Genomic DNA, 23439 nt, shown 5'->3' on the forward strand with positions numbered 1-23439 from the left:
TCCCTCCCCCTACCCCCTCCCGCAAGGGGAGGGGGCTTGGTTTTATTCGCCCTCAATTCACCCCGCCAGCGCGGCCGCGTGGTGGCGGAGATGGTCTTCGATGAAACTCTCGATGAAATAGTAGCCATGGTCGTAACCCTCATGCCGGCGCAGCATGAGTTTCTGGCCGGCGGTCTCGCAGGCGGCTTCGAAGAGTTCGGGCTTGAGCTGGGTCTCGAGGAATTTGTCGGCGAGACCCTGGTCGATCAGGATCGGCCGGCCGTAGGGGCGCTTGCGCACCAGCGCGTTCGCGTCCCATTCGGCCCATGTCGCGCGGTCGGGCCCGAGATAATTGGTGAAGGCCTTGATGCCCCAGGGTACCTGCGACGGGCTCGAGATCGGCGCGAAGGCCGAGAGCGAACGGAAGCGCTGGGGGTGGCGCAGACCCAGCACCAGCGCGCCATGGCCGCCCATCGAATGGCCGAAGATGCCGAAGCGCCTGGGGTCGGCGGGGAAGATCTTCTCGACGATCTCCGGCAGCTCGCGCGAGACATAGTCATGCAGGCGGTAATGCGCGGCCCAGGGCGCCTGGGTCGCGTCGAGATAGAAGCCGGCGCCCTGGCCGAAATCCCAATCCGCATCGTCGCCGGGCAGCCGCGGCTCGCGCGGGCTGGTGTCGGGCGCCACCAGCATGATGCCGAGCTCGGCCGCGATCTTCTGCGCGCCGGCCTTGATCATGAAGGTCTCTTCCGTGCAGGTCAGGCCCGCCAGGAAGAACAGCGTCGGCACATGGCCGCGCGCCGCCTGCGGCGGCCGGTAGACCGAGAAGCGCATCGGCCCGGCGCAGGCCGTCGAGGCATGGCGATAGAAGCCCTGGGTGCCGCCGAAGCAGCGATGCTCGGAGATCGTCTCGATCGTCATCCTCAGGACTTCTTCTTCGTTTCCTGGTCGAGCGCGCCCTGGAGCGCCACGAGGCAGCGGTCGCGCCAGGCGGCCAGCTCGGGGTAGCTCTGGCCATGGGCCTGGGATTTGGTGCCCTCGATGAAGGTCTTCATCAGCTCGGGCGTGAGCTTGGGATTGCCGAGATCGGCCCAGTTCTTCTCCATGTCCGGTCCGAAATGGTCGAAGCTGTAGGCGAGCCCGCCGGGGCCGCCCGCCATGTGATAGGTGAAGGCGGGGCCCATGAAGGCCCAGCGCAGGCCCGGGCCGTAGGCGACGCCGATATCGGCATCCTCGACGCTGACGATGCCCTCGGCGACGCAATGCACCATCTCGCGGAAGATCGCTTCCTGTACGCGGTTGACGTAATGGCCGACGATCTCCTTCTTGAGCAGGATCGCCTTCTTGCCGATGCCATCATAAAATTTCATCGACCAGTCGACCGCTGCGGGATCGGTCTTCTTGCCGCCAACCACTTCGACCAGCGGGATCAGATGCGGCGGGTTGAAGGGATGGCCGACCACGACGCGTTCGGCATGCTTGCATTTCGCCTGCAGGTCGCTCGGTGGATAGCTCGAGGTCGAGGAGGCGATGACGCGGTCGGGCGGCAGCACGGCGTCGATCGCGGCCAGCACGTCCTGCTTCAGATCCAGCCGCTCGAACACATTTTCCTGGACGAAGTCGGAGCCGCGCGCGGCATCGACCGGATCGGTATGAAAGGTGAGCCGGCTGGGATCGGCATTCTCCACCATCCCGAGCTTCTTCAGCAGCGGCCAGGCATCCTTGACGAAATTGCGCAGGAAGGCCTCGCGCTTCGGGTCGGCGTCGCTGGCCCGCACCGCAAAGCCGCGCGACAGATACCAGGCGGTCCAGCCGGCGCCGATCAGCCCGACGCCGATCACGGCGACCGTCTTCACCTGGGAAATGGGGATCAATTTCATCAGTGGATTCCTTGCAGGGGCGCGGAGTCTGAAAAGCCCTTGTCGCAGGACAATGCCCGATGTCCCGGCGAGCCTGGGGCGGCGAAAAAGCGCGCCAGTGTTCCAGAGCGGGGGAGGATAGGCAATCGTACAAAGTGGCGGAAAAAATCGTCCCGGCGTTCGCGCTTTCGAGGGGCTGGCCTAGCGCTTGGGCTTCACCCGCACGACCACATGCTGCTGGCCGCCTTTGGGGCCGCGGCGCTGCAGCTCGAAATCGCCGCTCGCTTCGAGCAGCGAGGTCAGCGTCTTCTGCCCATAGCTGCGGGAATCGAAATCGGGCAGGCGGTTGCCGACGATATGGCCGACACGGCCGAGATTGGCCCAGCCGGAATCGTCGCTCGCGGAATCCACCGCATCCTGCAGGATGGTCAGGATTTCCGACGGGAGAGCCACGGCCTTGGGGGCGGGTGCCGTCTCCTTCTTGCCGGCGCTGGTCCGGGCCGGCCCTTTCAGGATCTCGGTGTAGATGAATTTGTCGCAAGCCTCGACGAAGGAGGAGGGCGTCTTCTTCTCGCCGAGGCCATAGACCGTAAGACCTTCTTCGCGGATGCGGCTGGCGAGGCCGGTGAAGTCGCTGTCGCTCGAGACGATGCAGAATCCGTCGAAGCGCTTGGAATGCACCAGATCCATCGCGTCGATCACGAGCGCGATGTCGCTCGCATTCTTCCGGACCGTGTTGTTGAACTGCTGCACCGGCTTGATCGAGTGCTTGAGCAAGGCCGCCTTCCAGGGGTTGAGATGGCTGCTGGTGAAGTCGCCATAGGCGCGCTTCACGCTGGCCACGCCATATTTGGCGATCTCCGCGAAGAGCTCGTTGAGGAGGGCCGCTTGCGCATTCTCGGCATCGATGAGCACGGCCAGACGGCGCGGTTGATCGGTCATGGGCGCGAGGGGCCTCCTTCGGGTGGCGGAGGGCGAGCGTAGCAAATCGCCAGGGTGGCCGGCTATGACGGCTCTCTAAGGCGCGCTGGCGCTCGACTGGGTATCGCCGGGAGCGCCGCTGCCGGCGAGCGGGGCGCTGTCGCCCGGCTCCCAGCCATTGAGCCAGGTCTGCAGCGGCAGCACCACCGCCGGCGCGCCGTTGTCGTAGAACCAGGAATCGACCGCATAGCGCTGATCGGTCGCGAGGTCGCGGACCACGGCGGTGTTGTGCGCCAGGATCACGCCGCCCCGATGCGCCGGCGTCTCGACGGCGTGAAATCGCAGCAGGCCGGCGGATTCGATCAGATGCAAATAGGTCGAGCTGTTGACCGCCTCGTCGACGCAGTCGAGCTGCCCCGCTTGATCGACAACGGCGAGGTTGCGGCCGACATCCTTGGCGGTACCGGCCTGGGGTGCCACGAGCCGCTCCATCAAGCCGATCGCATTGGCGATACGCTGGCGCTCCGCGCTCGCGGTCGTGGCGGGGGGCTCGAACAAGGCACGGACGCTGTTCCAGTCGTTCCCGTCGAGCCTGACGGCAGTTTCGATGCGGCAGTTGCTGCCGTGGCAAACCTGCAGCGTCTCGGGCGTGGGCGCATGCTCGACCAGCGAGCCGACGCGGTGCTCTTCGAGGTCGGCGCAGCTGGCGAGGAAGATGAAGGTCAGGAACAGGAGGAGACTGAGACTTCCACGCGCGAGGCGGTCGATGATTCGTTGTGCCATGCCCGATGCCGCTGACGCCTGCGCCTTTCCGATCCTTGAAGCCTGCGCGGTCGTTGCGCGATTGGCAAGACATGGTTGGGAGGGTGGGATTGCCAGAAGGGCGGACCGGTCCCACACTCGGGCCATGGGCAAAAGGGGTCGCGCAGGCCTGGGTCTGTTGCTGGCCGTCTGGCTGGCCGGCGTCGCCGCCAACGGCGCCCGGGCCGGCTCCTCCGAGCATGATCAGCAATATGCCGCCTGGCGCGAGACCTATTACGGCGCCAACGTCATCGAATATTGCGGCTTCATCACCGACGAGGTAACGGACGGGTTCCGCCGCAAGGTCCAGTTCTTGCGCGCCTGGAGCGGGATGCCGGCCGCGATCGAATGGCGGATCCGGGTCTGGGCGGCGGTCCGGGCCGACTACCAATACATGGACCATAGCCTCGGTGGCCACCGGACCTGGTGCGAAACCGACGGCCTGAGCGCGGTGCGCAGCTTCCTCGCCTTCCGCCAACGCGACATGGCGCGGGAAGCGAGCGTCACGGAGTAGGAGTCTTCTTATCCTCTCCCCACCGTGTGGGGAGAGGGAGGGGCCCATTGCGAAGCAATGGGGGGTGAGGGGTGCGGTGCGCGCCAGGAAGGTCACCCTCTCCCAGCTTTGGCTAAGTCTCCGCTTTGCTCCGACTAACCCTGCGCAACCCTCCCCCTCGCTGCGTGAGGGGGCGGAAAGAGGGCTCCGCATTTGCGAAGGGCAGTCACGCGCGATTGGCATGGCGCGGCGGCGGCGGCCCATGTTATCGCTGGAACCGTCATGATCCGTTCCGTCCTCAGCGCCCGAATTCGTCAGCTTTGGCTCGGCTCCGCCTGGCGCGGCCGGAACGGCGTTTGATGTTTTGACGTCCTCATCCGGTCTCGCGAATCTCGCGGGGGCCGGATCTCTCCCTTCCTCCGCGATCGTTCCCGGGACCTTTCCCCGTCCGAAGTCATGAATGATCGCGTGATGTCCTCTCCTTCCAACTCCGCCGCTGCTGCGGCCGCTACCGCCGAGAAAGCGCCGTCGCGTCCTGTCATCGGCGGTGCGCTCTGGATCGGTTATGCGCTCGCCTGCACCGGCGCGACGCTGTTCGCGACCAAGGCGATCATCGTGAAGCTCGCCTATGCCGAAGGGGTGGATGCCGAGACCCTGCTGGCGGTGCGCATGATCCTGTCGCTGCCGGTCTATCTCGCGATCGGGCTCCATGCGTTGATGCCCTCGCGGCGCGGCCCCTTCGATCATGTGAACAGCCGGCTGATCCTGCGTGCGGCCCTGGTCGGCGCGCTCGGCTACTGGCTCTCGAGCTATCTCGACTTCAAGGGACTCGAGTTGATCTCGGCGCAGTTCGAGCGGCTGATCCTCTTCACATATCCGTTCTTCGTCATGCTGTTCGGCGCGTTCTTCTTCCGCCAGCCGATCAAGCTCAAATCGCTGGCGGCCTTCACCATCAGCTATGGCGGGTTGCTGCTGCTGTTCCTGCGCGACTTCTCGCTGCTCGGCGAGGACGCGGCGCTCGGGGCGGGCTTCGTGATGGGCGCGGGCATCTGCTTCGCGCTCTACCAGCTCTTCGCCAAGACCATCATCCTGGAAATGGGCCCGCGGCTCTTCACCTGCGTGGCGATGAGCGCCGCCTCGGTCGTGGTGATCGTCCAGTTCCTGTTGATGCATCCGATGAGCCAGCTGGTCCTGACCCCGCATATCTGGATGCTCGGCGTGGCGCTCGCGATCGGCGGCACGATCGTCCCGTCCTTCTTCATGAACGCGGCGCTGCAGCGGATCTCGGCCCAGGCCAACTCGATGATCGGGACCTTGAGCCCGGTGATCACGATCCTGCTGGCGGTGGCGATCCTCGCCGAACCCCTGACCGGGCTCGACATACTGGCGGCGGTGCTGGTCATCGTCGGCGTGGCGGTGGCCACCCTGGCGGACCGGCGCTGACGAACGCTGCTGACACAGCGCTGTCAGCAGCGTTCGTTCACGATCTTCCCATCTTCAAATTTCGATGGGGAACGGGCGAATGATCACGCGGGGCTTCGAGACGAGAGCGGTGCGAATGGAGCCGATGCTGCTCCTGACCCTTCTGGCGCCACCGGACGATGTGGACCGCATCATGGCGGCGGTGATCAAGATCGCGCCCCTCGTCATGGGCAAATATGACTGCAACGCCTATCAGTCCGGCGCTGGAATCGAATGGTACCGCCCGCTCGAAGGCGCTGCGGCCGGGCCGGAGACGGAGGTGCGAAAGCGGCCGGGCACCGTCGAGCTGTGTTTCGAGCTGTCGCCCGAGCAACCGCTGGTCGACGAGGTCATCGAAGCGATCTTCCAAACCCACAGCTATCAGGAGCCTGTGATCCGGATCCAGAACATCCTGGCCAGCCGTTCCAAAGGCCTCGACGACCGCGACAATCCCAACCGCTGGTGGAACACGACGGGAGATTGGAAGAAACGCGCCTCATCGACGGCGGAGTCCGGCAGCCGCTAGGGTCACACCCTGACGGCCTGGGCGAGGGCGCGGAAGGGCAGGAGGACGCAGTCCTGCCGGCTTCGCACCTTGCGCACGGGCGCGAATTCCTCGACCGCGCTCCAGCCCGAGGGTGCCGGACCGTCCTTCTGCAGGAAATGGCGCACCCGGTCGGTGAGGCCCGCCAGCGCAGCGAGGGAAGCGCCAGGGGCCTGCTCGACGATCAAAGCGGATGCGGCCTCGCAGAGCAGGCAGCCGCGGGTGCGATGGCCGGCTGCCGCGACCTGGCCATCGACAATCTTCAGATCGATGGTGACGCGATCGCCGCAGAGCGGATTGTCGAGCGTCACGCTTTTGTCGGGCTGCTCCAGCCGTCCAAACGCGCGTCCCGCTTCGGCGCGCTGCGTCAGCTTCTCGTGATAAAGCTCGTCGGTCATCGAAACCTTTTCAGTGCGTCATCGAGCCCGGCGAGCAGGGCATCGATATCCGCATCGTTGTTGTAGGGCGCGAGGCTGGCACGGGTGGTGCCGGCGACGCCGAAACGCTTGGCCAAGGGCTGCGCGCAGTGATGGCCGCCGCGCAGGGCCACGCCCTTGCGGTCGAGCCATTGGCAGAGATCGTGCGGATGAATCCCGTCGAGCGTGAAGGAAACGACACCGAGCCGCCCCTGCAGCCCGGTCGGGCCGATCACGCGGGCGCCTTTGAGGGCGCCGAGCCCGTCGAGGATGCGGCCGGTGAGGCGGGCCTCATGCTGGGCGACGCCAGCCCAGTCCAGTGCCTTGGCCCAACGGACGGCGGCGCCGAGGCCCACGGCCTGCGCGATCGGTGGTGTGCCGGCCTCGAAGCGGCGTGGGATGTCGGCGAAGCTCGTGCCCATGTCGAGATCGACCTGCGCGATCATGCCGCCGCCGCCCATGAAGGGCGGCATCGCCGAGAGCAGCTCGCGCCGGCCCCACAGCACGCCGACGCCATTGGGCGCATAGAGCTTGTGGCCGGAGAAAGCGTAGAAATCGATGCCGAGCGCCGGCAGATCGAGCGGTCCCTGCGGCGCGCGCTGGGCGCCATCGATGAGCACCTTGGCGCCGACGCTGCGGGCCGCGGCCACGATCGGCCCGATATCGGTCACCGCACCGGTCACATTGGAGCCGTGGGTCAGCGCGATCAATCGCGTGCGCTTGCTCACAAATGCCGGCAGCCGCTCGAGATCGAGCCGGCCCTCGTCGGTCACGGGCAGAACCTTGAGCGTCACGCCGCGGCGCGTCGCCAGCATCTGCCAGGGCACGAGATTGCTATGATGCTCGAGCTCGCTGACCAGAATCTCGTCGCCGGGCCCCAGGCTCTCGCCGAAGCTGGTGGCCACCAGATTGATCGAGGCGGTGGTGCCGCCGGTGAAGATGATCTCTTCCCGATCGGGGACACCGAGATAATCGGCGACGGCGCTTCTCGCATCCTCATAGGCCGCGGTCGCGGCCTCGGCCAGCTGATGGACGCCGCGCGCGACATTGGCCCGCGCCATGGTCTCGTGACGGCGCACGGCCATCAGCACCGCCGCCGGCAGCTGCGCCGAGGCGGCATTGTCCAGATAATGCAGCGGCAGGCCGCCCGGCGGCTCGGTCAGGATCGGAAATTGCGAGCGGCAGTCTTCGGGATCGAAGGTTTTTGGCGCTCTCATGCGGTTCGATCCCCGCCGCTCTTGCCTTCCTGCCGGCGCAGCGCCTCGAGGGCCTGGGGCGTATCGACATCGGTCAGGACCGCGTCGTCGGGCATGGCGACCTCGGCGACGAGCTCGCCATTCTCGGCGATCAGATGCCGCGCGCCCACATCGCCCTTGAGATGCGCCATGGGCTCGAAGAAGCGCCGGCTCCAAAGCACCGGGTTGCCGCGCTTGCCGTTGAAGGTCGGAACGCAGATGGCGCGGCCCTCGACCGGATTGAAGGCGGAGATCAGCCGGTCGAGCTGCGTCGGCGCGATGCGCGGCATGTCGCCCAGCAGCACCAGCACGCCGTCGATGGCGCTGTCCTTCAGCGCCGCCAGTCCGGCCGCGAGCGAGCTGGCGATGCCACTGGCATAGTCAGGGTTATGGACGAACTCGACCTTGCGGCCCGTGAGGGTCTGGCGCACCCGTTCGGACTCATGGCCGGTCACCACGATGACGCGCTCGACGCGCGTCGCGAGCGCAGCATCGACGGCATGGTTCACTAAGGGCTTGCCATCGAGCTCGGCCATCAGCTTGTTGGCGCTGCCCATGCGGCTCGAACGGCCAGCCGCCAGCACGATCGCCGCGACCTTGGCGGCGCGCGGTGCCAGGGTCTCGTTGGCGGCGCGGGGCTGCGGACGGGTCGGGATCTCCTTGAGCAGGCCGCCGGTGCCCATCGCCATGATGTCCTGGCGCGTCACGGGGAGATCCGCCATCAGACGCTGCAGCACCCAGTCGAAGCCGTTGAGCTTGGGCGATCGCACGCAGCCGGGGAGGCCCAATACCGGCTTGTCGCCGATATGGGCCAGCAGCATCAGATTGCCGGGATCGACCGGCATGCCGAAATGATCGACCGTGCCGCCGGCGCGCGTAATCGCGGCGGGCAGCACATCGCGCCGGTCGGTGATGGCCGAGGCGCCGGCGATCAGCACCATCTCCGAGCCGCTTTTGAGGGCCGTGTCGATTTCCGCCATGAGGGCCGCCTCGTCATGCGGGCAGCGGCGGTCGCGCGCGGGCTCGCTGCCAAGGCCTGCGAGCCGGTCGTTCATGATGGCGACCGTCTTGTCGATGACGCTTTCCTTGAGGCCTGGCAGGCGGGTCTGGATCAGGGTGATGGCGCGGGGCCGCAAGGTCGCCACGCGCAGGAGCGGCTCGCCCGCGACCGTCCAGAGGCAGCGCTCGAGCGCTTCGCCCGGCACCGCGAAGGGGATGATCTTGACGGTCGCCACCATGTCGCCCGGCGCCACCAGGTCGAAGGCGGGCAGGGTGGCGAGGGTCACCGCTTCATCCACTGCATTGAGCTGGTCGAGCCGCGGCCGGTCGATCACCAGCAGGCCATGGCGCTTGGCGATCAGGTTGGAACGGCCGGTGAAGGGCGCCGCCACCTCGAGATTCTCGCCGCAGACGGCCGTGGCGATCTTGCGGGCGGCTTCGTCCTCGGCGACATCGCCCGGCTCGAAGCGGACGACCGTGACGCGCTCGATGCCTGCGTCGCTGAGCGCGCGCAGATCGTCGGGCGAAAGCTTGCGGCCCTTGCGGAACGCCATCTTGCCCATCTTGATGCTATGGACCAGCAGCGCGCCTTCGGCTTCGTTCACGGGAAGGCTGGCAAAGATCACGCCGCATGCTCCGAGGCGGGCGCTTCGCCGCCCACGGGCCCCTTGGCGCCGGCGCGGCGGACTTGCGTGATCTGGCCCAGGATCGCGACCGCGATCTCGGCCGGCGACATCGCGTTGATCGACAGCCCGACCGGCCCATGAATGCGCGCGAGATCGGTTTCGTTGAAGCCGGCGCGGGTCAGGCGGTTGAGCCTGGCCCCATGGGTCTTCTTGCTGCCGAGCGAGCCGATATAGAACGCCGGCGATTTGAGCGCGACCGTGAGGGCCGCGTCGTCGAGCTTCGGATCATGCGTCAGCGTCACGACGGCGGTGCGGACATCGGGCGCGAGCCGCTCGAGCGCTTCATCGGGCCAATCGGAGGTCAAGGTTACGTCGGGAAACCGCGCATCGGTCGCAAAGGAGCGCCGCGGATCGACCACGGTGACGCTGTAGCCGGCAAGCGCCGCCATCGGCGCCAAGGCCTGCGAGATATGGACCGCACCCACCAGGATCAGGCGCGGGGCGGGCATGGTGGCCTGGAGGAACAATTGCCGGCCGGGAACGTCGAGCAGGCCGCTGCGATCGGCCTTGAGCCGGCGCCGCGCCTGCTCCAGGGCTTCGGGCGCAAGCTTCAGGTCGCCCGTCGCATCGTCGGGATGCAGCAGCAATTGCTGGCCGCTGGCGAGATCGGTCACCAGCCCGACCGGCCGGTGATGCTGGCGGTCGGCGACCAGCCGGCGGAGCAGGGCCTCCTTCATTCCACGGCCTCGACATAGACCTGCAGCTTGCCGCCGCAGGCGAGCCCGACCTCCCAGGCCTGCTCGTTGGTGATGCCGAAATCGAGCAGCCGCGGCTTGGCGCCGGCCATGATCTCCTGCGCTTCCTTCACCACCGCGCCCTCGATGCAGCCGCCGGAGACGGAGCCGACCATCTGGCCGGCCTCGTCGACCGCCAGCTGGCTGCCCACGGGACGCGGGGAGGAGCCCCAGGTCGCGATGACGGTGGCCAGTGCCACCCTGCGGCCTTCGCTCCGCCAGGCCAGCGCCTGGTCGATGACGTCCTGTTCGCTGCGATCCATGGTTCGGTGCCTCTCTCATATATCGCGTCTTCCCCCTCCCTAGCCCTCCCCCGCAAGCGGTGGAGGGGGCAGATCGCGACTGTCCCCTCTCCCCGAAAGGGGGAGGGCTAGGGAGGGGGCTGCTCTCCCGCATCAACTTCTACCACACCCGCTCAAGCCCCGCCGCGCCCGGCCATCAACTCGGCGTAGGATCCGGCAGCTTCGAGACGGCGGGTGGGTTGGCGGCCGAGGACGGCGCCGAGCTCGGCGATACTCTCTAGATTGTGCACCGGCCTGAAATCGTCAACATGCGGCAGGATCGCCTGGGCGCCCTGGGCCTTGGGCTCGTAGCCCTCGAAGCGCAGCAACGGGTTCAGCCAGATCAGGCGCCGGCAGCTTTTATGCAGCCGCTCCATCTCGTCGGCGAGCCCATGGGCGCCTTCGCGGTCGAGCCCGTCGGTGATGAGCAGCACGACCGCGCCCTGGCCCAGCACGCGGCGCGACCAGACCGCGTTGAACTCGGCGATGCAGCCGCCGATGCGGGTGCCGCCCGACCAGTCCTCGACCTTGGCGGCCACCTTGGCGAGCGCGATATCCACGTCGCGCTGGCGCAAGGCGCGGGTGATGTTGTTGAGCCGCGTCCCGAACAGGAAGCAATGGACCCGGTCGCGGTCGTTGGTGATGGCATGCATGAAATGCAGCATCATGCGCGAATAGCGGCTCATGGAGCCCGAGATGTCGCAGAGCACGACCAGCGGCGGATGGCGCCGGCGCTTGCGCTTATATTGCAGCGGGATGGTGCCGCCGCCGCGCAGCGAGGCGCGCAAGGTGGCGCGGATATCGACGCGCCGGCCATGGCGATCGGGAAAGAAGCGCCGGGTCGGGAGCTGCATGATGGGCAGGCGCATCGACGCGATCATGCGCTTGGCCTCGTCCATCTCGGCATTGGTCATCTTCTCGAAATCCATGTTCTGCAGCAGCTCGCGCGCCGAGAAGGTCATGGCCGCGTCGAACTCGACCTTCTCTTCCGGTTCTTCGCCGGGCCGCTCGCTCTGCCGGCCCGCCAGCGCTTCCGCCAGCCGGCGCAGCATCTCCTCACCCTTCTCGGGCTCGTCGCGTGGCACCGCGATCGAGGGCAGCATGGTCTGCAGCATCTTTTCCAGGAGCTGCGGATTGCGCCAGAAGATGTGGAAGGCCTGATCGTAGAGCGGCTGCTGGTCGCGCCGGTTAACGAACACGGCATGCAGCGTCCAGTAGAGATCCTCGCGGGTGCCGATGCCGACCGCCTCGATCGCGCGCAAGGCATCGATCACGCGGCCGGGCCCGATCGGCAACCCCGCCGCGCGCAAGGTGCGGGCGAAGAACATGACGTTCTCCGCCAGGCGGCTCGCTTCGACCGGCGGAGGCCCGGCGCCGTTGCTGGTGGAGGTGGCGGCGAGGGAAGGGATCATTGGCGTGGGAACCCGCGATGGGCCGCCGCTCAGCGCGGCGCCGCGGCCAGCTCCGCCTTCACCTGCTGCAGCAGATGCGCGGCCTCGCTGCCTTTGATCTTGGCGATGTCGTCCTGATATTTCAGCAGCACGCCCAGCGTGTCGTCGATCCCTTGCGGATCGAGCGCCACCTTGTCGAGCTGGATCAGGGCTTCGGCCCAGTCGATGGTCTCGGCCACGCCCGGCAGCTTGAAGAGATCCTGCTGGCGCAGCTTCTGGACGAAGGCGACCACCTCGCGCGCCAGGGCGGGGCCCACCTCGGGCGCCTTCACCGTCAAGATCTCGCGCTCGCGCTCGGCGCTCGGATAATCGACCCAGTAATAGAAACAGCGCCGCTTCAGCGCGTCATGGATCTCGCGCGTGCGGTTGGAGGTGACGACGACGATCGGCGGCGCGTCCGACTTGATCGTCCCCAGCTCGGGGATCGTGATCTGGTAGTCGGCGAGGATCTCGAGCAGATAGGCCTCGAACGGCTCATCGGTGCGGTCGAGCTCGTCGATCAGCAGTACCGGCGCGCCGCCGATATCGCCTTCGAGCGCCTGCAGCAGCGGCCGTTTGATGAGGAAGCGTTCGGCATAGATGTCGCTCGCGAGCGCGTCGCGATTGGCGGCACCGGCGGCTTCGGCCAAGCGGATCTCGATCATCTGGCGCGAATAGTTCCACTCATAGGCGGCAGAGGCGATGTCGAGGCCTTCATAACATTGCAGCCGCAGCAATCTGCGGCCGAGCGTGTTCGACAGCACCTTGGCGATCTCGGTCTTGCCGACGCCGGCCTCGCCTTCGAGGAACAGGGGCCGGCGCAGCTTCAGCGCGAGAAAGAGCGCGGTGGCGAGGCTGCGGTCGGCGATATAGTCGCCCGATTTCAGCAGCGCCAGCGTCTCGTCGACGTTTTGCGGCAGGGGCTTGCTCGCCGTCATGGCGCGATCTTTCGCCGTCTTGGCGATATTCGAGGTCATTTCTGAGTCCAGCTTCCATCCGCGGCCAGGAACCAGGTGCCCTTCGGCGCCTTTTGGATGATCTGGCCGGCATAGACCTGGCCGACCTCGTTGGCGGTCACGCCCTGGGCCTTGGCGCGCGCCTCATAGATGGCGCGACGCTCGGCATTGACGCGATCCACGACCGACTGGGCGGTGGCGCCGGTGGAATTGTCCTTGACCATCACATAGCCGTCGAAGCGCTCGGCGATGGTCCCTTGCGCGCGCAGGCTGTTGAGCTGGGCATCGTCGGCACCACGGGCCGGCCCGGTGGCGGCGAAGGCCGACAGGACCAGTGCCAGGAGGCCGAAGAGGGCGAAACGGGTGAAGTATCGGCGAGATGAATACATGGGGTTCTCGGATCCTGCCTCAGAAGATGTCGGGGTTCTTGGCAATATCTTCTTGCGCCTGCTGTTCGATCTTCACGCGCACCTCCTGCTCGATCTTGATGTTCATGTTGATGACGATGGGCTTGTCGGGTGCCTCGACCTTGACCGTCGGATTGCAGGCGGCAAGGCCCAGCCCCAGGAGGAGGGCGGCCGCACCGCCATGACGTAACCTTTTCAGCACGAACCCTTCCTTCCGGGCCTAGCCCGTCGGCTCCAGTCACAAATGGCGCCCTGTCCAACCCACGTCCAGGGGCAGCCGGTCCTACGCTGGTCTTGCTCGAGCCCCGTCAGGGTGGCTTGGCCAGCTTGTCGCGCACCAGATCGGGCACGCTGTAACCTTCTAGACTATCGTGCAAAATTCGGTCGAGCTTGCCGTTGAGGGCAAGATTGAGCTCGATCGGATAGCCGTTATAGAAATTCGGATTCTTTCCCCGGACATGTAGCAGCAGGGTCGCTTCTCCGCCTCGATCGCGGTCGAGCGTCAGCCATAGCTGATCATACCGGAAATCGCCCAGCGCCGAGAGGACCAGACCCATCGTTTCGCCGGCCGCGTCCATGCCGCTTGGAGGGGCCGTGGGCGAATAGGCCAGGCGGCCCGGCCCGGCGGCATCCAGCCGGGCGCCCGAGATGACGACACCCCCATTCTCCAGGATGACCGGAATCACGCCCTGGAGCTTGCCCGTGCCGGTCAGCCCGTCGACCTCGGCCAGCGCCAGCAGCTCGCCCAGATCGACGTCCTGGACATGGAGATCGACCTGTTGCCGGGCGGCGGCCGGATCCAGACGGGTCGGTCCGACCGTCACCTGGCCGTGGGCGAGCTCGAGCGAGGCTTTCTGGATATTGAGGATGGGACCCGGGCCGACCGCGAAAGTGATCAGGCCGTTCTTCATCGGCACGCCGAGATCGATCTGACCCACGGCGATCTGCTGATTGGGAGGCGTCGAGACGGGCTGGAGATTGGCCAGGGTCACCGCGCCATTGATCCGGGTGAGGGCCATGTCCGGGGTCGAGACCGAGACGTCCTTCAGCCGCATATCGAGGTTACTGAAGAGGGCGCCGTTCTTCCAGGCCAGCGCGCCCGCCACCAGCACGGTGCCGGTGGCCTCGTCGATCGTGGGCCCGATGCCCGGCACCAGGTCGCGCGGCTGCAGCCCGCCCGGCAGGAACCGGACCGGTGTCATCTCGATATGCCCGGCGCCGCGCCCGTTCGCGAGGTCATGGATGCCGGAGAAGGCGAGCTGGAGGACCTTGCTCTTGTCGTGGGCGGTCAGCGCGAAATCGACCGTGTTCCGGCGCAACTGCGCCGTTCCCTCCATCGCCATTTCGGGCAGCCATTTCCGATCGGCGCCCAGGCGCAATCGCCCGGCCGTCGCCGTCAGCTTGGCTTCGTCGGCTCCGCCATAGGCGAGCCGCCCGTCCAGATTTTCGATGGCCAGGCCGCGGTTCGGCAGATCCGCCACCAGATCGGCGACACGGATCTCCCCGGCCGCACCCTCGGCGGCCGACCAATGGCCATAGAAGCCGCTGGCGCCCAGGCGGAGATTGATGGGCTCGGTCTCGTTCTTGGCGATCTGCCGGAGCGCGAAGGTGAGCGGCCCGGTGCGGATGCCGTAATCGAGGCTGGTGCCCTCGGGCCCGAGCCGCGCAACCAGCAGCGGCCGGTCCTTGGCCGGGCGAAGCGCGAAATGAACGGCTTTTCGGCTTTCGACCCCCGCCGCCAGGGTGAAGCCGCCAAGATCGGCGGTTCCGGGTTCCGGAATCGAGAGAGTCAGTGTCTGATCAATGAATTGGATCTGATTGTTAAGATCAAAGGCGAGACTCTTCAGGATTCCGGTTGTGGCTTTAATATTCGAGAGTTGCGGCGCGATTCTCATGTTGCCAGAGAACTGATCCGGGCGGCCGGAGAGGGCGCCGGAGAAGTCTACCCGGTCGAGCCACAGCGTCGTCCCGGCTTCCGCCACGGGCCAGTTCTGGGCCTGGCCCTCGATCCGTTCGAGCTCGAAATCGGCGATGCCCTGGCCGTCGGGCGCGGTATGGACCGTGCCGCCGAGGCGCAGGCTCGCCGGCTGGGCGCCCGCGAGCTGGATCATCAGATCGCCGTCGAGCGTCTGGCCGCCGGCCGCGTCGCGCTGGGCGGTGACGCCTTCGGGTGCCGAGAGGCTCAACTCGACCGGGGCGTCGAAAGGCCGGCGCAGGGAGGCAGGGAGCGAGAGACGGTCCAGCAGGGCCGGGTCGAGCTTCGTGGTCAGGGCCAGCGGCGCCGGGGTCTGGACTGCCACGAGGTTGTTGGGTCCCATGGTAATGATGATAGGACCACCACCCGAGACGCTTTCCACGATGCCGGGCCAGACCACCTTGTCGAGTTGGACGTCCAGATGGGCGGTTACGCCGGCGATCGGTGGGGTGCCGGCACCGGTGGGCGGCCCCGAGAGGCTGATCGAGGCGGGGCCGCTGATGGTGATGCGCCCGCCCGACGGCGCCGGCAGGCCCAGCGCCTGCCAGACCGGGGAGTTCGCGTCGGCATCGAGCGCAATCTGGCCGTCGGCCGAGGGCATGGCGGAATCGAGCGTCAAGGTGCCCTTGCCGCTGGCCCGGAAGCTGCCGTCACGGCCCACGGCCTCGGCGCTGATGAGGGTGCGGGTCGCATCCTGATCGACCTGCAGCTTCACCCGCGAGGTCGGCAGGCCTTGGAGGCTGACCTGGTCGGCGCTTACGGCGACCGTGGCCGCCCAGGGTTCGAAGGCGATCAGGCTCAGATAGGCCTCGCCGGCGACCTGGTCGGCGGCGAGGCCATGCTCGGGCAAAGTGAGCTTGCCGTCGGCGAAGGACACCCGCAGCGAGCCGCTGCCGGTGAGGTCCAGGCTGCCATCGGCCCGGCCGGCAACCTGGCCCTGGGAGCCGGTGCCGGTGACGACAAAATCCACCGCGTAACGGTCGTCGCCGGCCGGATCGAGCCGTCCGGTAAAGCCGAGCCGGGCGAGGGATCCGCCATCGGCCCCTTTCATCAGGATCTCGCCATTGCGGATCTCGATCGGGGGCAGGCCCGGTAGCCGCAAAGTACCGCCGCCGGCGGCGGGAGAGCCGAAATTATCGCCCAGGCTGGCGATTGCCTGGTCCAGGGGGGTGTCCGCGGTGAACTCGATCCGCGGGTTCTGGACCAGGATCGACTGGATCTGGGGCTCGAGGCCCTGCCAGCCATAGACGATCTGAATCTGGGGCAGATACAGATGGGCATCGCCCGGCAGATCGACATCGGTGATCCGAGCCTCATGCCAGCCGATGGAGGCGATGTGGAACTCGAGCTTGCCCAGCCCGCGCGATTGCAGCTCCTGGTCGGCCCAGCTTTGGGCCAGCCGCGGCAAAAGCAAAAGGACGAGCAACACGGCCAATGCGCCCGTGACGAGCGCAGCCGTAGCCCCGACCAGCAATCTTTGGGTGAGCCTTCCCCGCATCTTTATCTTCGAAACGCCGCGCGGAGATGCGCCGCGTTCTTTGGAGGTCAGCATAGAAGGGGGGCCCGTCGATTCCATCGCGAGGGGCCTGTGGTTAAATAGAATCCTGTGGATGATACGAGTCGCAGCGAGTCGCTGTGTTTTTGCATGAGCCTCAGAGATCGCTCACACAACCGCCGCTAAGCGCGCAGAAAGATGTTTCAATCACGCCCTGGCGGTCAAAACGACTCGCATTGGGCAAGGTTCCGAGTCGAGAGGCCGTGAACCTGCCTGTTCGAGGCCATTGCGACGACTCGGAAGGGCTCGCTGGAAAGGGACAAAGAAGAAGAGCGCGGATGCCATCGGCACCCGCGCCCTCGATCCGCGAAGCAGGATCGTCGGCGATCAGCTCGCCGAAGCCACGGCCCTTGCCGCCATCACGCTCACCAGATTGGCGCGATATTCGGCGCTGCCATGCATGTCGCTATTGAGATTCCCCGAGGCGATCTTGATGGACTTGACGGCATCGGGCGAGAAGTTGCCCGCCAGCGCCTTCTCCATCTCGGCCACGCGGAAGACGGAGGGACCCGCTCCGGTGACGGCGACGCGAACGCCACCGGCGGTCTTCGCCACCATCACGCCGACCATCGCGTAGCGCGACGCCGGGTTCGGGAACTTCGAATAGCCGGCCTTCTCCGGCTTCGGGAAGCTCACGGCGGTGACGATCTCGCCATCCCCGAGCGCCGTCTCGAACATGCCTTTGAAGAAATCGTCGGCCGCGATCTTGCGCTTGTTGGTGATGACGGTCGCACCCAGCCCCAGCAGACCCGCCGGATAATCGGCCGCCGGATCGTTGTTGGAGATCGATCCGCCGATGGTGCCGCGATTGCGGACCTGCGGATCGCCGATGCCTTCGGCCAGCACGGCGAGGGCGGGGATGGTGCGTTTCACCTCGGCGGAATGGGCCACCTCGGCGTGGGTCGTCATCGCGCCGATAGTGAGCCCGCCGCCTTCGGCCTTGATGCCCTTGAGCTCGGCCACCGACCCCAGATCGACCAGGGCCGAAGGCTGGGCGAGACGCTGCTTCAAGGTCGGCAACAAGGTCATGCCGCCGGCCAGGAGCTTCGCTTCGCCCGAGAGCAGTTTCGCCGCTTCCGCGAGCGAGGCCGGACGCTGATAGGAAAAATTATGCATGATCGTTTCCTCCCTTACTCAGCGGCCATTTTGGATTTGGACTTCTGCGCGATGCGCCAGACGCGTTCCGGGGTGGCGGGCATCGCAATGTCCCGCACACCCAGTGCGTCGGTGATCGCGTTGATGAGCGCCGGCGGCGCGGCGATCGCGCCGGCTTCGCCGCAGCCTTTCACCCCCAGCGGATTATGCGGGCAGGGGGTCACGATCGTGCCGATCTTGAAGCTCGGCAGATCGTCGGCCCGCGGCATGCAGTAATCCATATAGGAGCCGGTCAGGAGCTGGCCGGTGTCCTTGTCATAGACGCAAGCCTCGAGCAGGGCCTGGCCGACACCTTGCGCGATGCCGCCATGAACCTGCCCTTCGACCACCATCGGATTGACCACATTGCCGAAGTCGTCGACCGCCGACCAGTTGGCGATGGTGGTGACGCCGGTATCGGGATCGATCTCGACCTCGGCGATATGCACGCCCGCCGGATAGGTGAAGTTGGCGGGATCGTAGAAGGCCGTCTCGTCGAGGCCCGGCTCCAGATCCTTGGGATAGTTGTGCGGGACATAGGCGGTGAAGGCGATCTCCTGGATCGTCTTCTGCCGGTCGGTGCCCGCCACCTTGAACACGCCCTTGGAATACTGGATGTCGTCGACCGAGGCCTCGAGCAGATGGGCCGCGATCTTCCTGCCCTTGGCGATGATCTTGTCCACGGCCTTGACCGCGGCCGAGCCGCCGACGGCGAGGCTGCGCGAGCCGTAGGTGCCCATGCCGAACGGCACCTGCGAGGTGTCGCCATGGACCACGGTCACCGCATCGACCGAGAGACCGAGCTGATCGGCCACGACCTGCGCCAGGGTCGTCTCATGTCCCTGGCCATGGCTGTGCGATCCGGTGAGAATCTGTGCCGTGCCGGTCGGGTTGAAGCGGATCTGCGCGGATTCCCACAGACCCACGCCGGCGCCGAGCGAGCCGACGACGGCCGAGGGTGCGATGCCGCAGGCCTCGATATAGGCCGAGAAGCCGATGCCGCGCAGCTTGCCGCATTTTGCGGATTCGGCCTTGCGGGCCGGATAGCCCTTGTAGTCGGCGAGCTTCAGGGCCTCGTCGAGCGCTTTCTCGTAGTTGCCGGAGTCATATTGCAGGGCAACCGGCGTCTGGTACGGGAAGGCGTCCGGCTTGACGAAGTTGCGGCGGCGGATCTCGGCCGGATCCATCTTCAGGTCGCGCGCGCAATTCTCGACGATGCGCTCGACCACATAGGTGGCTTCCGGACGGCCGGCGCCGCGATAGGCGTCGACGGGGGCCGTGCTGGTGAAGACGGCCTTCACATTGGCGTAGATCGCCGGCGCGGTGTACTGGCCCGCCAGCAGCGTCGCGTAGAGATAGGTCGGCACGCAGGTCGCGAAGGTCGAGAGATAAGCGCCCATCGCGGCGATCGTATCGACCTTCATGGCGAGGAACTTGCCGTCCTTGTCCATCGCCATCTCGACATGGCTGACATGGTCGCGGCCATGCGCGTCGGAGACGAAGGATTCGCTGCGCTCGGCGGTCCATTTCACCGGGCGCTTCACCTTCTTCGCGGCCCAGGTGCAGACGACTTCCTCGGCATAGCAGAAGATCTTGGAGCCGAAGCCGCCGCCGACATCCGGCGCGATCACCCGCATCTTGTCCTCCGGCACGCCCATGATGAAGGCGCACAGGATGAGACGCAGCACATGCGGGTTCTGGCTGGTGGAGTAGCAGGTATAGCTGCCGGTGCCGCCGTCATACTCGCCGATCGCGGCCCGCGGCTCCATCGCGTTGGGGATGAGCCGGTTGTTCACCAGATCGAGCTTCGAGATATGCGCCGCCTTGGCGAAGGCGGCATCGACGGCCGCTTTGTCGCCGAGCTCCCAATCGTAGCAGAGATTGTTGGGCACATCGGCATGGAGCTGCGCCGCCTTCGGTTCCATGGCGGTAGCGGTATCCACGACCGCCGGCAGCTCTTCATAGTCGACGTCGATCTTCTCGGCCGCGTCCTTGGCTTGCGCGATGCTCTCCGCGATGACCACGGCGACATGGTCGCCGACATAGCGGACCTTGTCGTTCGCCAGGATCGGATGCGGCGGCGCCTTGTGCGGCTTGCCGAAGCGATCGGTGACGGTCCAACCGCAGATCAGCCCGCCGATCTTGTCGGCGGCGACGTCGGCGCCGGTGAAGATGGCGACCACGCCCGGCATCTTCGCTGCCGCGGCGGTGTCGACCTTCGTGATCTTGGCGTGGGCGTGGGGCGAACGCAGGAAATAGGCGTAAGCCTGCCCATGCTTGTTGATGTCGTCGGTGTAGTGACCCTGACCGGTGAGAAACCGGAAATCTTCCTTGCGCTTTACCGAGGCGCCGATGCCAGTGTCAGCCATGACGTCCTCCTCCTAGCGCTTCATCGCTTGCGCGCCGGCCTGGATGGCCTTGACGATGTTGTGATAGCCGGTGCAGCGGCAGATGTTGCCTTCCAGCCACTCACGCACTTCCTTCTCGGAAGGGGCGGGGTTGTTCTGCACCAGATCGACGGCGCTCATCACCATGCCGGGCGTACAGAAGCCGCATTGCAGGCCGTGATGCTCCTTGAAGGCCGCCTGCATCGGATGCAGATCGGCGCCATTGGCGAGGCCTTCGATGGTGGTGACGCTGGCGCCGTCCGCCTGGACCGCGAGCATGGTGCAGCTCTTCACCGACTTGCCATTCACATGGACCACGCAGGCGCCGCATTGGCTGGTGTCGCAGCCGACATGCGTGCCGGTCAGGCTCAGCTTCTCGCGCAGAAAATGAACCAGCAGCGTCCGCGCTTCGGCATCACCCGAAACGGACTTGCCGTTCACCGTCATTGAAACGGTGGACATCCGATCCTCCCTCTCGATATGGCCTCGGGCAACCTATCGGTTGGCCGGGGTATCCCTTTTCACGCCGATCGGGCGATCGGCGGCTCTCCCTGGCAGAAGCCGCCACGGGGCAGCCCTGCTTATTCTTTGTGTCTCGTTGCTAGTCTTGTGTGCAGCTTGGCCGAGGTCAAGGCCGACCGGCGGACGCCGGCGATCCTGACGCTTCGGTTACATCAAGGTGACTCTAGCGGCCGAAATAGATCAGCAGCCCCAGCACGACGACGACCAACCCGCCGATCCAGACCACCGGATGCAGGCCTTTGCGGGTCGGCGGTGAGGGTGGCAGAGCGCCAGGCTGGGTCTTTGGCGCCGACGGGACCGGTTCAGACTGTAGCGTCGCGAGTGCCGCTGCGGGGGCCTGGGCGCTGACCAGTGCCGAGAATTTGCCGAAAAATTCATCAGCGAGCTTGCGCGCCGTTCCGTCGATCAGCCGCGCCCCGATCTGGGCGATCTTGCCGCCGACCGCGGCGTTGACGGTGTAACTCAGCACGGTGCCCTGACCGGTCTCGTCGGGCGTCAGCTTGACGTCGGCGCCGCCTTTGGCGAAGCCCACGGCGCCGCCGGTGCCTTCGCCGGTGATCTTGTAGCCGTTGGGCGGATCCAGGTCGGAGAGGGTCACCTTGCCGGAGAAGCGGGCGGAGACGGGGCCCACCTTCGTCACCACCTTGGCGGTCATCTCGGTGTCGGAGAGCTTGACGATCTCCTCGCAGCCGGGAATGCACTGCTTCAGCACGTCAGGGTCGTTCAGCGCTCGCCACACGGCTTCGCGCGGCGCGGTGATCCGGTATTCACCGGTCATTTCCATGGACTAGAAACTCCTGTCTCGATGAGACCCCACCCTCAAGGACGGCTCAGAGATAGCGGAAGTAAACATAGGCCGTCGAGATCAAGATGCTCACGATCATCATGGGAAAGGCGAGCAGCAGGAACGGGACGAAGCGAAACGGGACGCCCGACCGCTCCCCGATCCCGGCCACCGTCAGGTTGGCGCTGGCCCCGATCAGGGTCCCGTTGCCGCCCAGGCAGGCGCCCAGCGACAAGGCCCACCAGAGCGGCAGAAGCCCTTCCGGTCCGCCGAAGGTGGGCGCCATGTTCTTGATCACCGGGATCATGGTCGCGACGAAGGGAATGTTGTCGATGATCGCCGACAGGATCGCGGAAGCCCAGAGGATGGCCAGGGTCGTGGTGGTCAGATCGCCGCCGGTGGCCTGAATCAGGTGATCGGCCAGCAGCGCCAGCAGGCCGGCATGCTCGACGCCGGCAACGATGATGAAGAGCCCGACGAAGAAGAAGATCGTGATCCACTCGACCTCGCCGAAAGTCAGGTGGACGGAATGCGACTGCTCCTCGCCGGAACGGCCGAAATTCTCCAGCAGCAGGAGCAGGGCGGCCCCCAGCATCGCGATGCTGCCAGGCTCCAGATGCAGCGGATGCGCAAGGACGAAACCGACGATCACCAGGGCCAGGACGAACAGCGATTTCCACAACAAGGGCCGGTCGGTGATGGCTTCCGCGGGCTTGAAGGCCATGACACGGGCTCGGTCCGCATCCGCGACCTTCATCTTCCGACCCCAGATCAAATGATTGATCAGGATTTGCACCGCCAGGACGATCAGGACCAGTGGCGCCAGGTTGATCACGAAGTCGTTGAAGGCGAGGCCGGTCGCCGAGCCGATGATGATGTTCGGCGGGTCGCCGATCAGGGTCGCGGTGCCCCCGATATTGGAGGCAAATATCTCAGTGAAGAGAAAAGGGTAGGGCGGGACCTTCAACTGTGCTGTGATGACCAGAGTGACCGGCGCCATGAGCAGCACGGTGGTGACATTGTCGAGCAGGGCCGAGACCAGCGCCGTCACCAGCGTCAGCAGCGCCATCATGAGCCAGGGACTGCCGCGCGCGACCTTCGCGGACCAGACCGCCACATACTGGAACATGCCGCTGCGCTTGCAGATCGCGACCAGCAGCATCATCCCGGTCAGCAGCGCGATCGTGTTGAAGTCGATGCCGGCGATGGCCTGATCCTGATCCAGCACGCCCGACAGGATCACGACACCCGCGCCCAGGAGCGCCACGATCGCGCGGTTGGCCCGCTCGGTCATGATGGCGGCGTAGCTGAGGATCAGGATCGCGGTCGACAGCCACAGCGGATCCAACCCGAAAATGGTGGCGTGGCTCGCGATGTCGGCCGCCATCAGCGCTGTCTCATCAGCGCGCGCAACGCATCCCAGTAAGACACCATGCCGACCAGCTTGCGGCCGTTCTTCTCGACCACGGCCAGCGTATTGCGCGCCCGATAGAGCTCGAGCACCGCTTCAAGCGTACCGGATTCCGGATGCAGCACCGGCGCGGTCTTTTTCAGATGGTCGCCGATACGAAAGAAACGAGCTTCTTCAAGCTGATCCTGGACGGTATTTACGTCGTCTTTCAGGAAGCCGAGATCGAGCCCGGCGCTCTCATCGAGCGCGGCTTTGGGCAGGACCAGCGCCAGAAGATCGAAGACGCCGAACACCCCGAGATAAATCCCGTCCCGATCGGCCACCGGCAGATTGACGAACCGGTTCTCGATCAGCTGTTGCGCGGCCGCGCCGACGCTGTCGTCGGGTCGAAGCGACAGGGGCGGCGACGTCATGAAGGTTTGGACGGTCATGGGACGCTGGGATGACTCCGGAGGGGACGATCCCGCAG

The 23439-nt window shown here is 66.1% G+C and carries 23 protein-coding genes; 3 read left to right on the forward strand and 20 right to left on the reverse strand.

The annotated features are described in order from the left end of the window. Nucleotides 1–57: 57 nt before the first annotated feature. The 4 genes from fghA to ACREE8_RS09240 form a co-directional block, all read right to left on the reverse strand. Complete coding sequence (fghA, locus tag ACREE8_RS09225) at nucleotides 58–900, reverse strand: S-formylglutathione hydrolase (protein ID WP_431572693.1); 843 nt, start codon at nucleotides 898–900, stop codon at nucleotides 58–60. 2 nt (nucleotides 901–902) lie between these two features. Continuing rightward, nucleotides 903–1859, reverse strand: a complete 957-nt coding sequence (locus ACREE8_RS09230; RefSeq protein ID WP_431572694.1) for a 3-hydroxyacyl-CoA dehydrogenase NAD-binding domain-containing protein — start codon at nucleotides 1857–1859, stop codon at nucleotides 903–905. 180 nt (nucleotides 1860–2039) lie between these two features. Continuing rightward, complete coding sequence (locus tag ACREE8_RS09235) at nucleotides 2040–2780, reverse strand: NYN domain-containing protein (protein ID WP_431572695.1); 741 nt, start codon at nucleotides 2778–2780, stop codon at nucleotides 2040–2042. Between the two features lie 75 nt (nucleotides 2781–2855). Continuing rightward, nucleotides 2856–3542 carry a hypothetical protein gene (locus ACREE8_RS09240; RefSeq protein ID WP_431572696.1) on the reverse strand — a complete coding sequence of 229 codons (687 nt, stop codon included), beginning with the start codon at nucleotides 3540–3542 and terminating at the stop codon, nucleotides 2856–2858. 124 nt (nucleotides 3543–3666) lie between these two features. Between ACREE8_RS09240 and ACREE8_RS09245 the strand changes: the two genes are divergently transcribed. The 3 genes from ACREE8_RS09245 to ACREE8_RS09255 all read left to right on the forward strand — a co-directional run bounded on the left by ACREE8_RS09245 (nucleotide 3667) and on the right by ACREE8_RS09255 (nucleotide 6040). Further along, a complete protein-coding gene (locus ACREE8_RS09245) occupies nucleotides 3667–4074 on the forward strand; it encodes a hypothetical protein (RefSeq protein ID WP_431572697.1) in 408 nt (135 codons plus the stop codon). Between the two features lie 450 nt (nucleotides 4075–4524). Further along, nucleotides 4525–5496 (forward strand): DMT family transporter, encoded by a 972-nt coding sequence (locus ACREE8_RS09250; protein ID WP_431572698.1) that lies wholly within the window; start codon nucleotides 4525–4527, stop codon nucleotides 5494–5496. A 79-nt stretch (nucleotides 5497–5575) separates the two neighbouring features. Then, nucleotides 5576–6040 carry a hypothetical protein gene (locus ACREE8_RS09255; RefSeq protein ID WP_431572699.1) on the forward strand — a complete coding sequence of 155 codons (465 nt, stop codon included), beginning with the start codon at nucleotides 5576–5578 and terminating at the stop codon, nucleotides 6038–6040. Between the two features lie 2 nt (nucleotides 6041–6042). Here ACREE8_RS09255 and ACREE8_RS09260 read toward each other — a convergent pair whose 3' ends face one another. The 16 genes from ACREE8_RS09260 to ACREE8_RS09335 all read right to left on the reverse strand — a co-directional run bounded on the left by ACREE8_RS09260 (nucleotide 6043) and on the right by ACREE8_RS09335 (nucleotide 23401). Then, on the reverse strand, nucleotides 6043–6456 hold the full coding sequence (locus ACREE8_RS09260) for an iron-sulfur cluster assembly scaffold protein (RefSeq protein WP_431572700.1): 414 nt from the start codon (nucleotides 6454–6456) through the stop codon (nucleotides 6043–6045). Then, the gene (locus tag ACREE8_RS09265; RefSeq protein ID WP_431572701.1) at nucleotides 6453–7691 is read right to left on the reverse strand and encodes an aminotransferase class V-fold PLP-dependent enzyme; all 1239 of its coding nucleotides are present in this window, start codon (nucleotides 7689–7691) and stop codon (nucleotides 6453–6455) included. The genes ACREE8_RS09260 and ACREE8_RS09265 overlap by 4 nt, the downstream gene beginning before the upstream one ends. After that, nucleotides 7688–9334: an NTP transferase domain-containing protein gene (locus tag ACREE8_RS09270; RefSeq protein ID WP_431572702.1), complete on the reverse strand. Its 1647-nt coding sequence runs from the start codon at nucleotides 9332–9334 to the stop codon at nucleotides 7688–7690. Before ACREE8_RS09270 ends, ACREE8_RS09265 begins: the two co-directional genes overlap by 4 nt. Continuing rightward, nucleotides 9331–10071: an XdhC family protein gene (locus ACREE8_RS09275; RefSeq protein WP_431572703.1), complete on the reverse strand. Its 741-nt coding sequence runs from the start codon at nucleotides 10069–10071 to the stop codon at nucleotides 9331–9333. Before ACREE8_RS09275 ends, ACREE8_RS09270 begins: the two co-directional genes overlap by 4 nt. After that, a complete protein-coding gene (locus tag ACREE8_RS09280) occupies nucleotides 10068–10391 on the reverse strand; it encodes an XdhC family protein (RefSeq protein ID WP_431572704.1) in 324 nt (107 codons plus the stop codon). The genes ACREE8_RS09275 and ACREE8_RS09280 overlap by 4 nt, the downstream gene beginning before the upstream one ends. A gap of 152 nt (nucleotides 10392–10543) precedes the next feature. Next, complete coding sequence (locus ACREE8_RS09285; protein ID WP_431572705.1) at nucleotides 10544–11821, reverse strand: vWA domain-containing protein; 1278 nt, start codon at nucleotides 11819–11821, stop codon at nucleotides 10544–10546. A 29-nt stretch (nucleotides 11822–11850) separates the two neighbouring features. Continuing rightward, complete coding sequence (locus ACREE8_RS09290; protein ID WP_431572706.1) at nucleotides 11851–12816, reverse strand: AAA family ATPase; 966 nt, start codon at nucleotides 12814–12816, stop codon at nucleotides 11851–11853. Further along, entirely contained in the window at nucleotides 12813–13184 is a 372-nt protein-coding gene (locus tag ACREE8_RS09295; protein ID WP_431572707.1) for a YdbL family protein, read from the reverse strand. Before ACREE8_RS09295 ends, ACREE8_RS09290 begins: the two co-directional genes overlap by 4 nt. Before the next feature lie 19 nt (nucleotides 13185–13203). Beyond that, nucleotides 13204–13404: a YnbE family lipoprotein gene (locus ACREE8_RS09300; protein ID WP_431572708.1), complete on the reverse strand. Its 201-nt coding sequence runs from the start codon at nucleotides 13402–13404 to the stop codon at nucleotides 13204–13206. Between the two features lie 106 nt (nucleotides 13405–13510). Further along, a complete protein-coding gene (locus ACREE8_RS09305; protein WP_431572709.1) occupies nucleotides 13511–16606 on the reverse strand; it encodes an intermembrane phospholipid transport protein YdbH family protein in 3096 nt (1031 codons plus the stop codon). Between the two features lie 453 nt (nucleotides 16607–17059). Continuing rightward, nucleotides 17060–17848, reverse strand: a complete 789-nt coding sequence (locus ACREE8_RS09310; RefSeq protein WP_431572710.1) for an FAD binding domain-containing protein — start codon at nucleotides 17846–17848, stop codon at nucleotides 17060–17062. Between the two features lie 14 nt (nucleotides 17849–17862). Next, nucleotides 17863–20235 (reverse strand): xanthine dehydrogenase family protein molybdopterin-binding subunit, encoded by a 2373-nt coding sequence (locus ACREE8_RS09315; RefSeq protein WP_431572711.1) that lies wholly within the window; start codon nucleotides 20233–20235, stop codon nucleotides 17863–17865. Nucleotides 20236–20247: 12 nt separating this feature from the next. Further along, nucleotides 20248–20715: a (2Fe-2S)-binding protein gene (locus ACREE8_RS09320; protein WP_431572712.1), complete on the reverse strand. Its 468-nt coding sequence runs from the start codon at nucleotides 20713–20715 to the stop codon at nucleotides 20248–20250. Nucleotides 20716–20938: 223 nt separating this feature from the next. Then, nucleotides 20939–21559 carry an SRPBCC family protein gene (locus tag ACREE8_RS09325; protein WP_431572713.1) on the reverse strand — a complete coding sequence of 207 codons (621 nt, stop codon included), beginning with the start codon at nucleotides 21557–21559 and terminating at the stop codon, nucleotides 20939–20941. Nucleotides 21560–21605: 46 nt separating this feature from the next. Continuing rightward, nucleotides 21606–22946 (reverse strand): ArsB/NhaD family transporter, encoded by a 1341-nt coding sequence (locus ACREE8_RS09330; RefSeq protein ID WP_431572714.1) that lies wholly within the window; start codon nucleotides 22944–22946, stop codon nucleotides 21606–21608. Further along, nucleotides 22946–23401 (reverse strand): CBS domain-containing protein, encoded by a 456-nt coding sequence (locus ACREE8_RS09335; protein ID WP_431572715.1) that lies wholly within the window; start codon nucleotides 23399–23401, stop codon nucleotides 22946–22948. Before ACREE8_RS09335 ends, ACREE8_RS09330 begins: the two co-directional genes overlap by 1 nt. Nucleotides 23402–23439 lie beyond the last annotated feature (38 nt).

It is taken from the genome of Hypericibacter sp. (genome assembly GCF_050729195.1).
In the GTDB taxonomy this organism is placed as follows: domain Bacteria; phylum Pseudomonadota; class Alphaproteobacteria; order Dongiales; family Dongiaceae; genus Hypericibacter.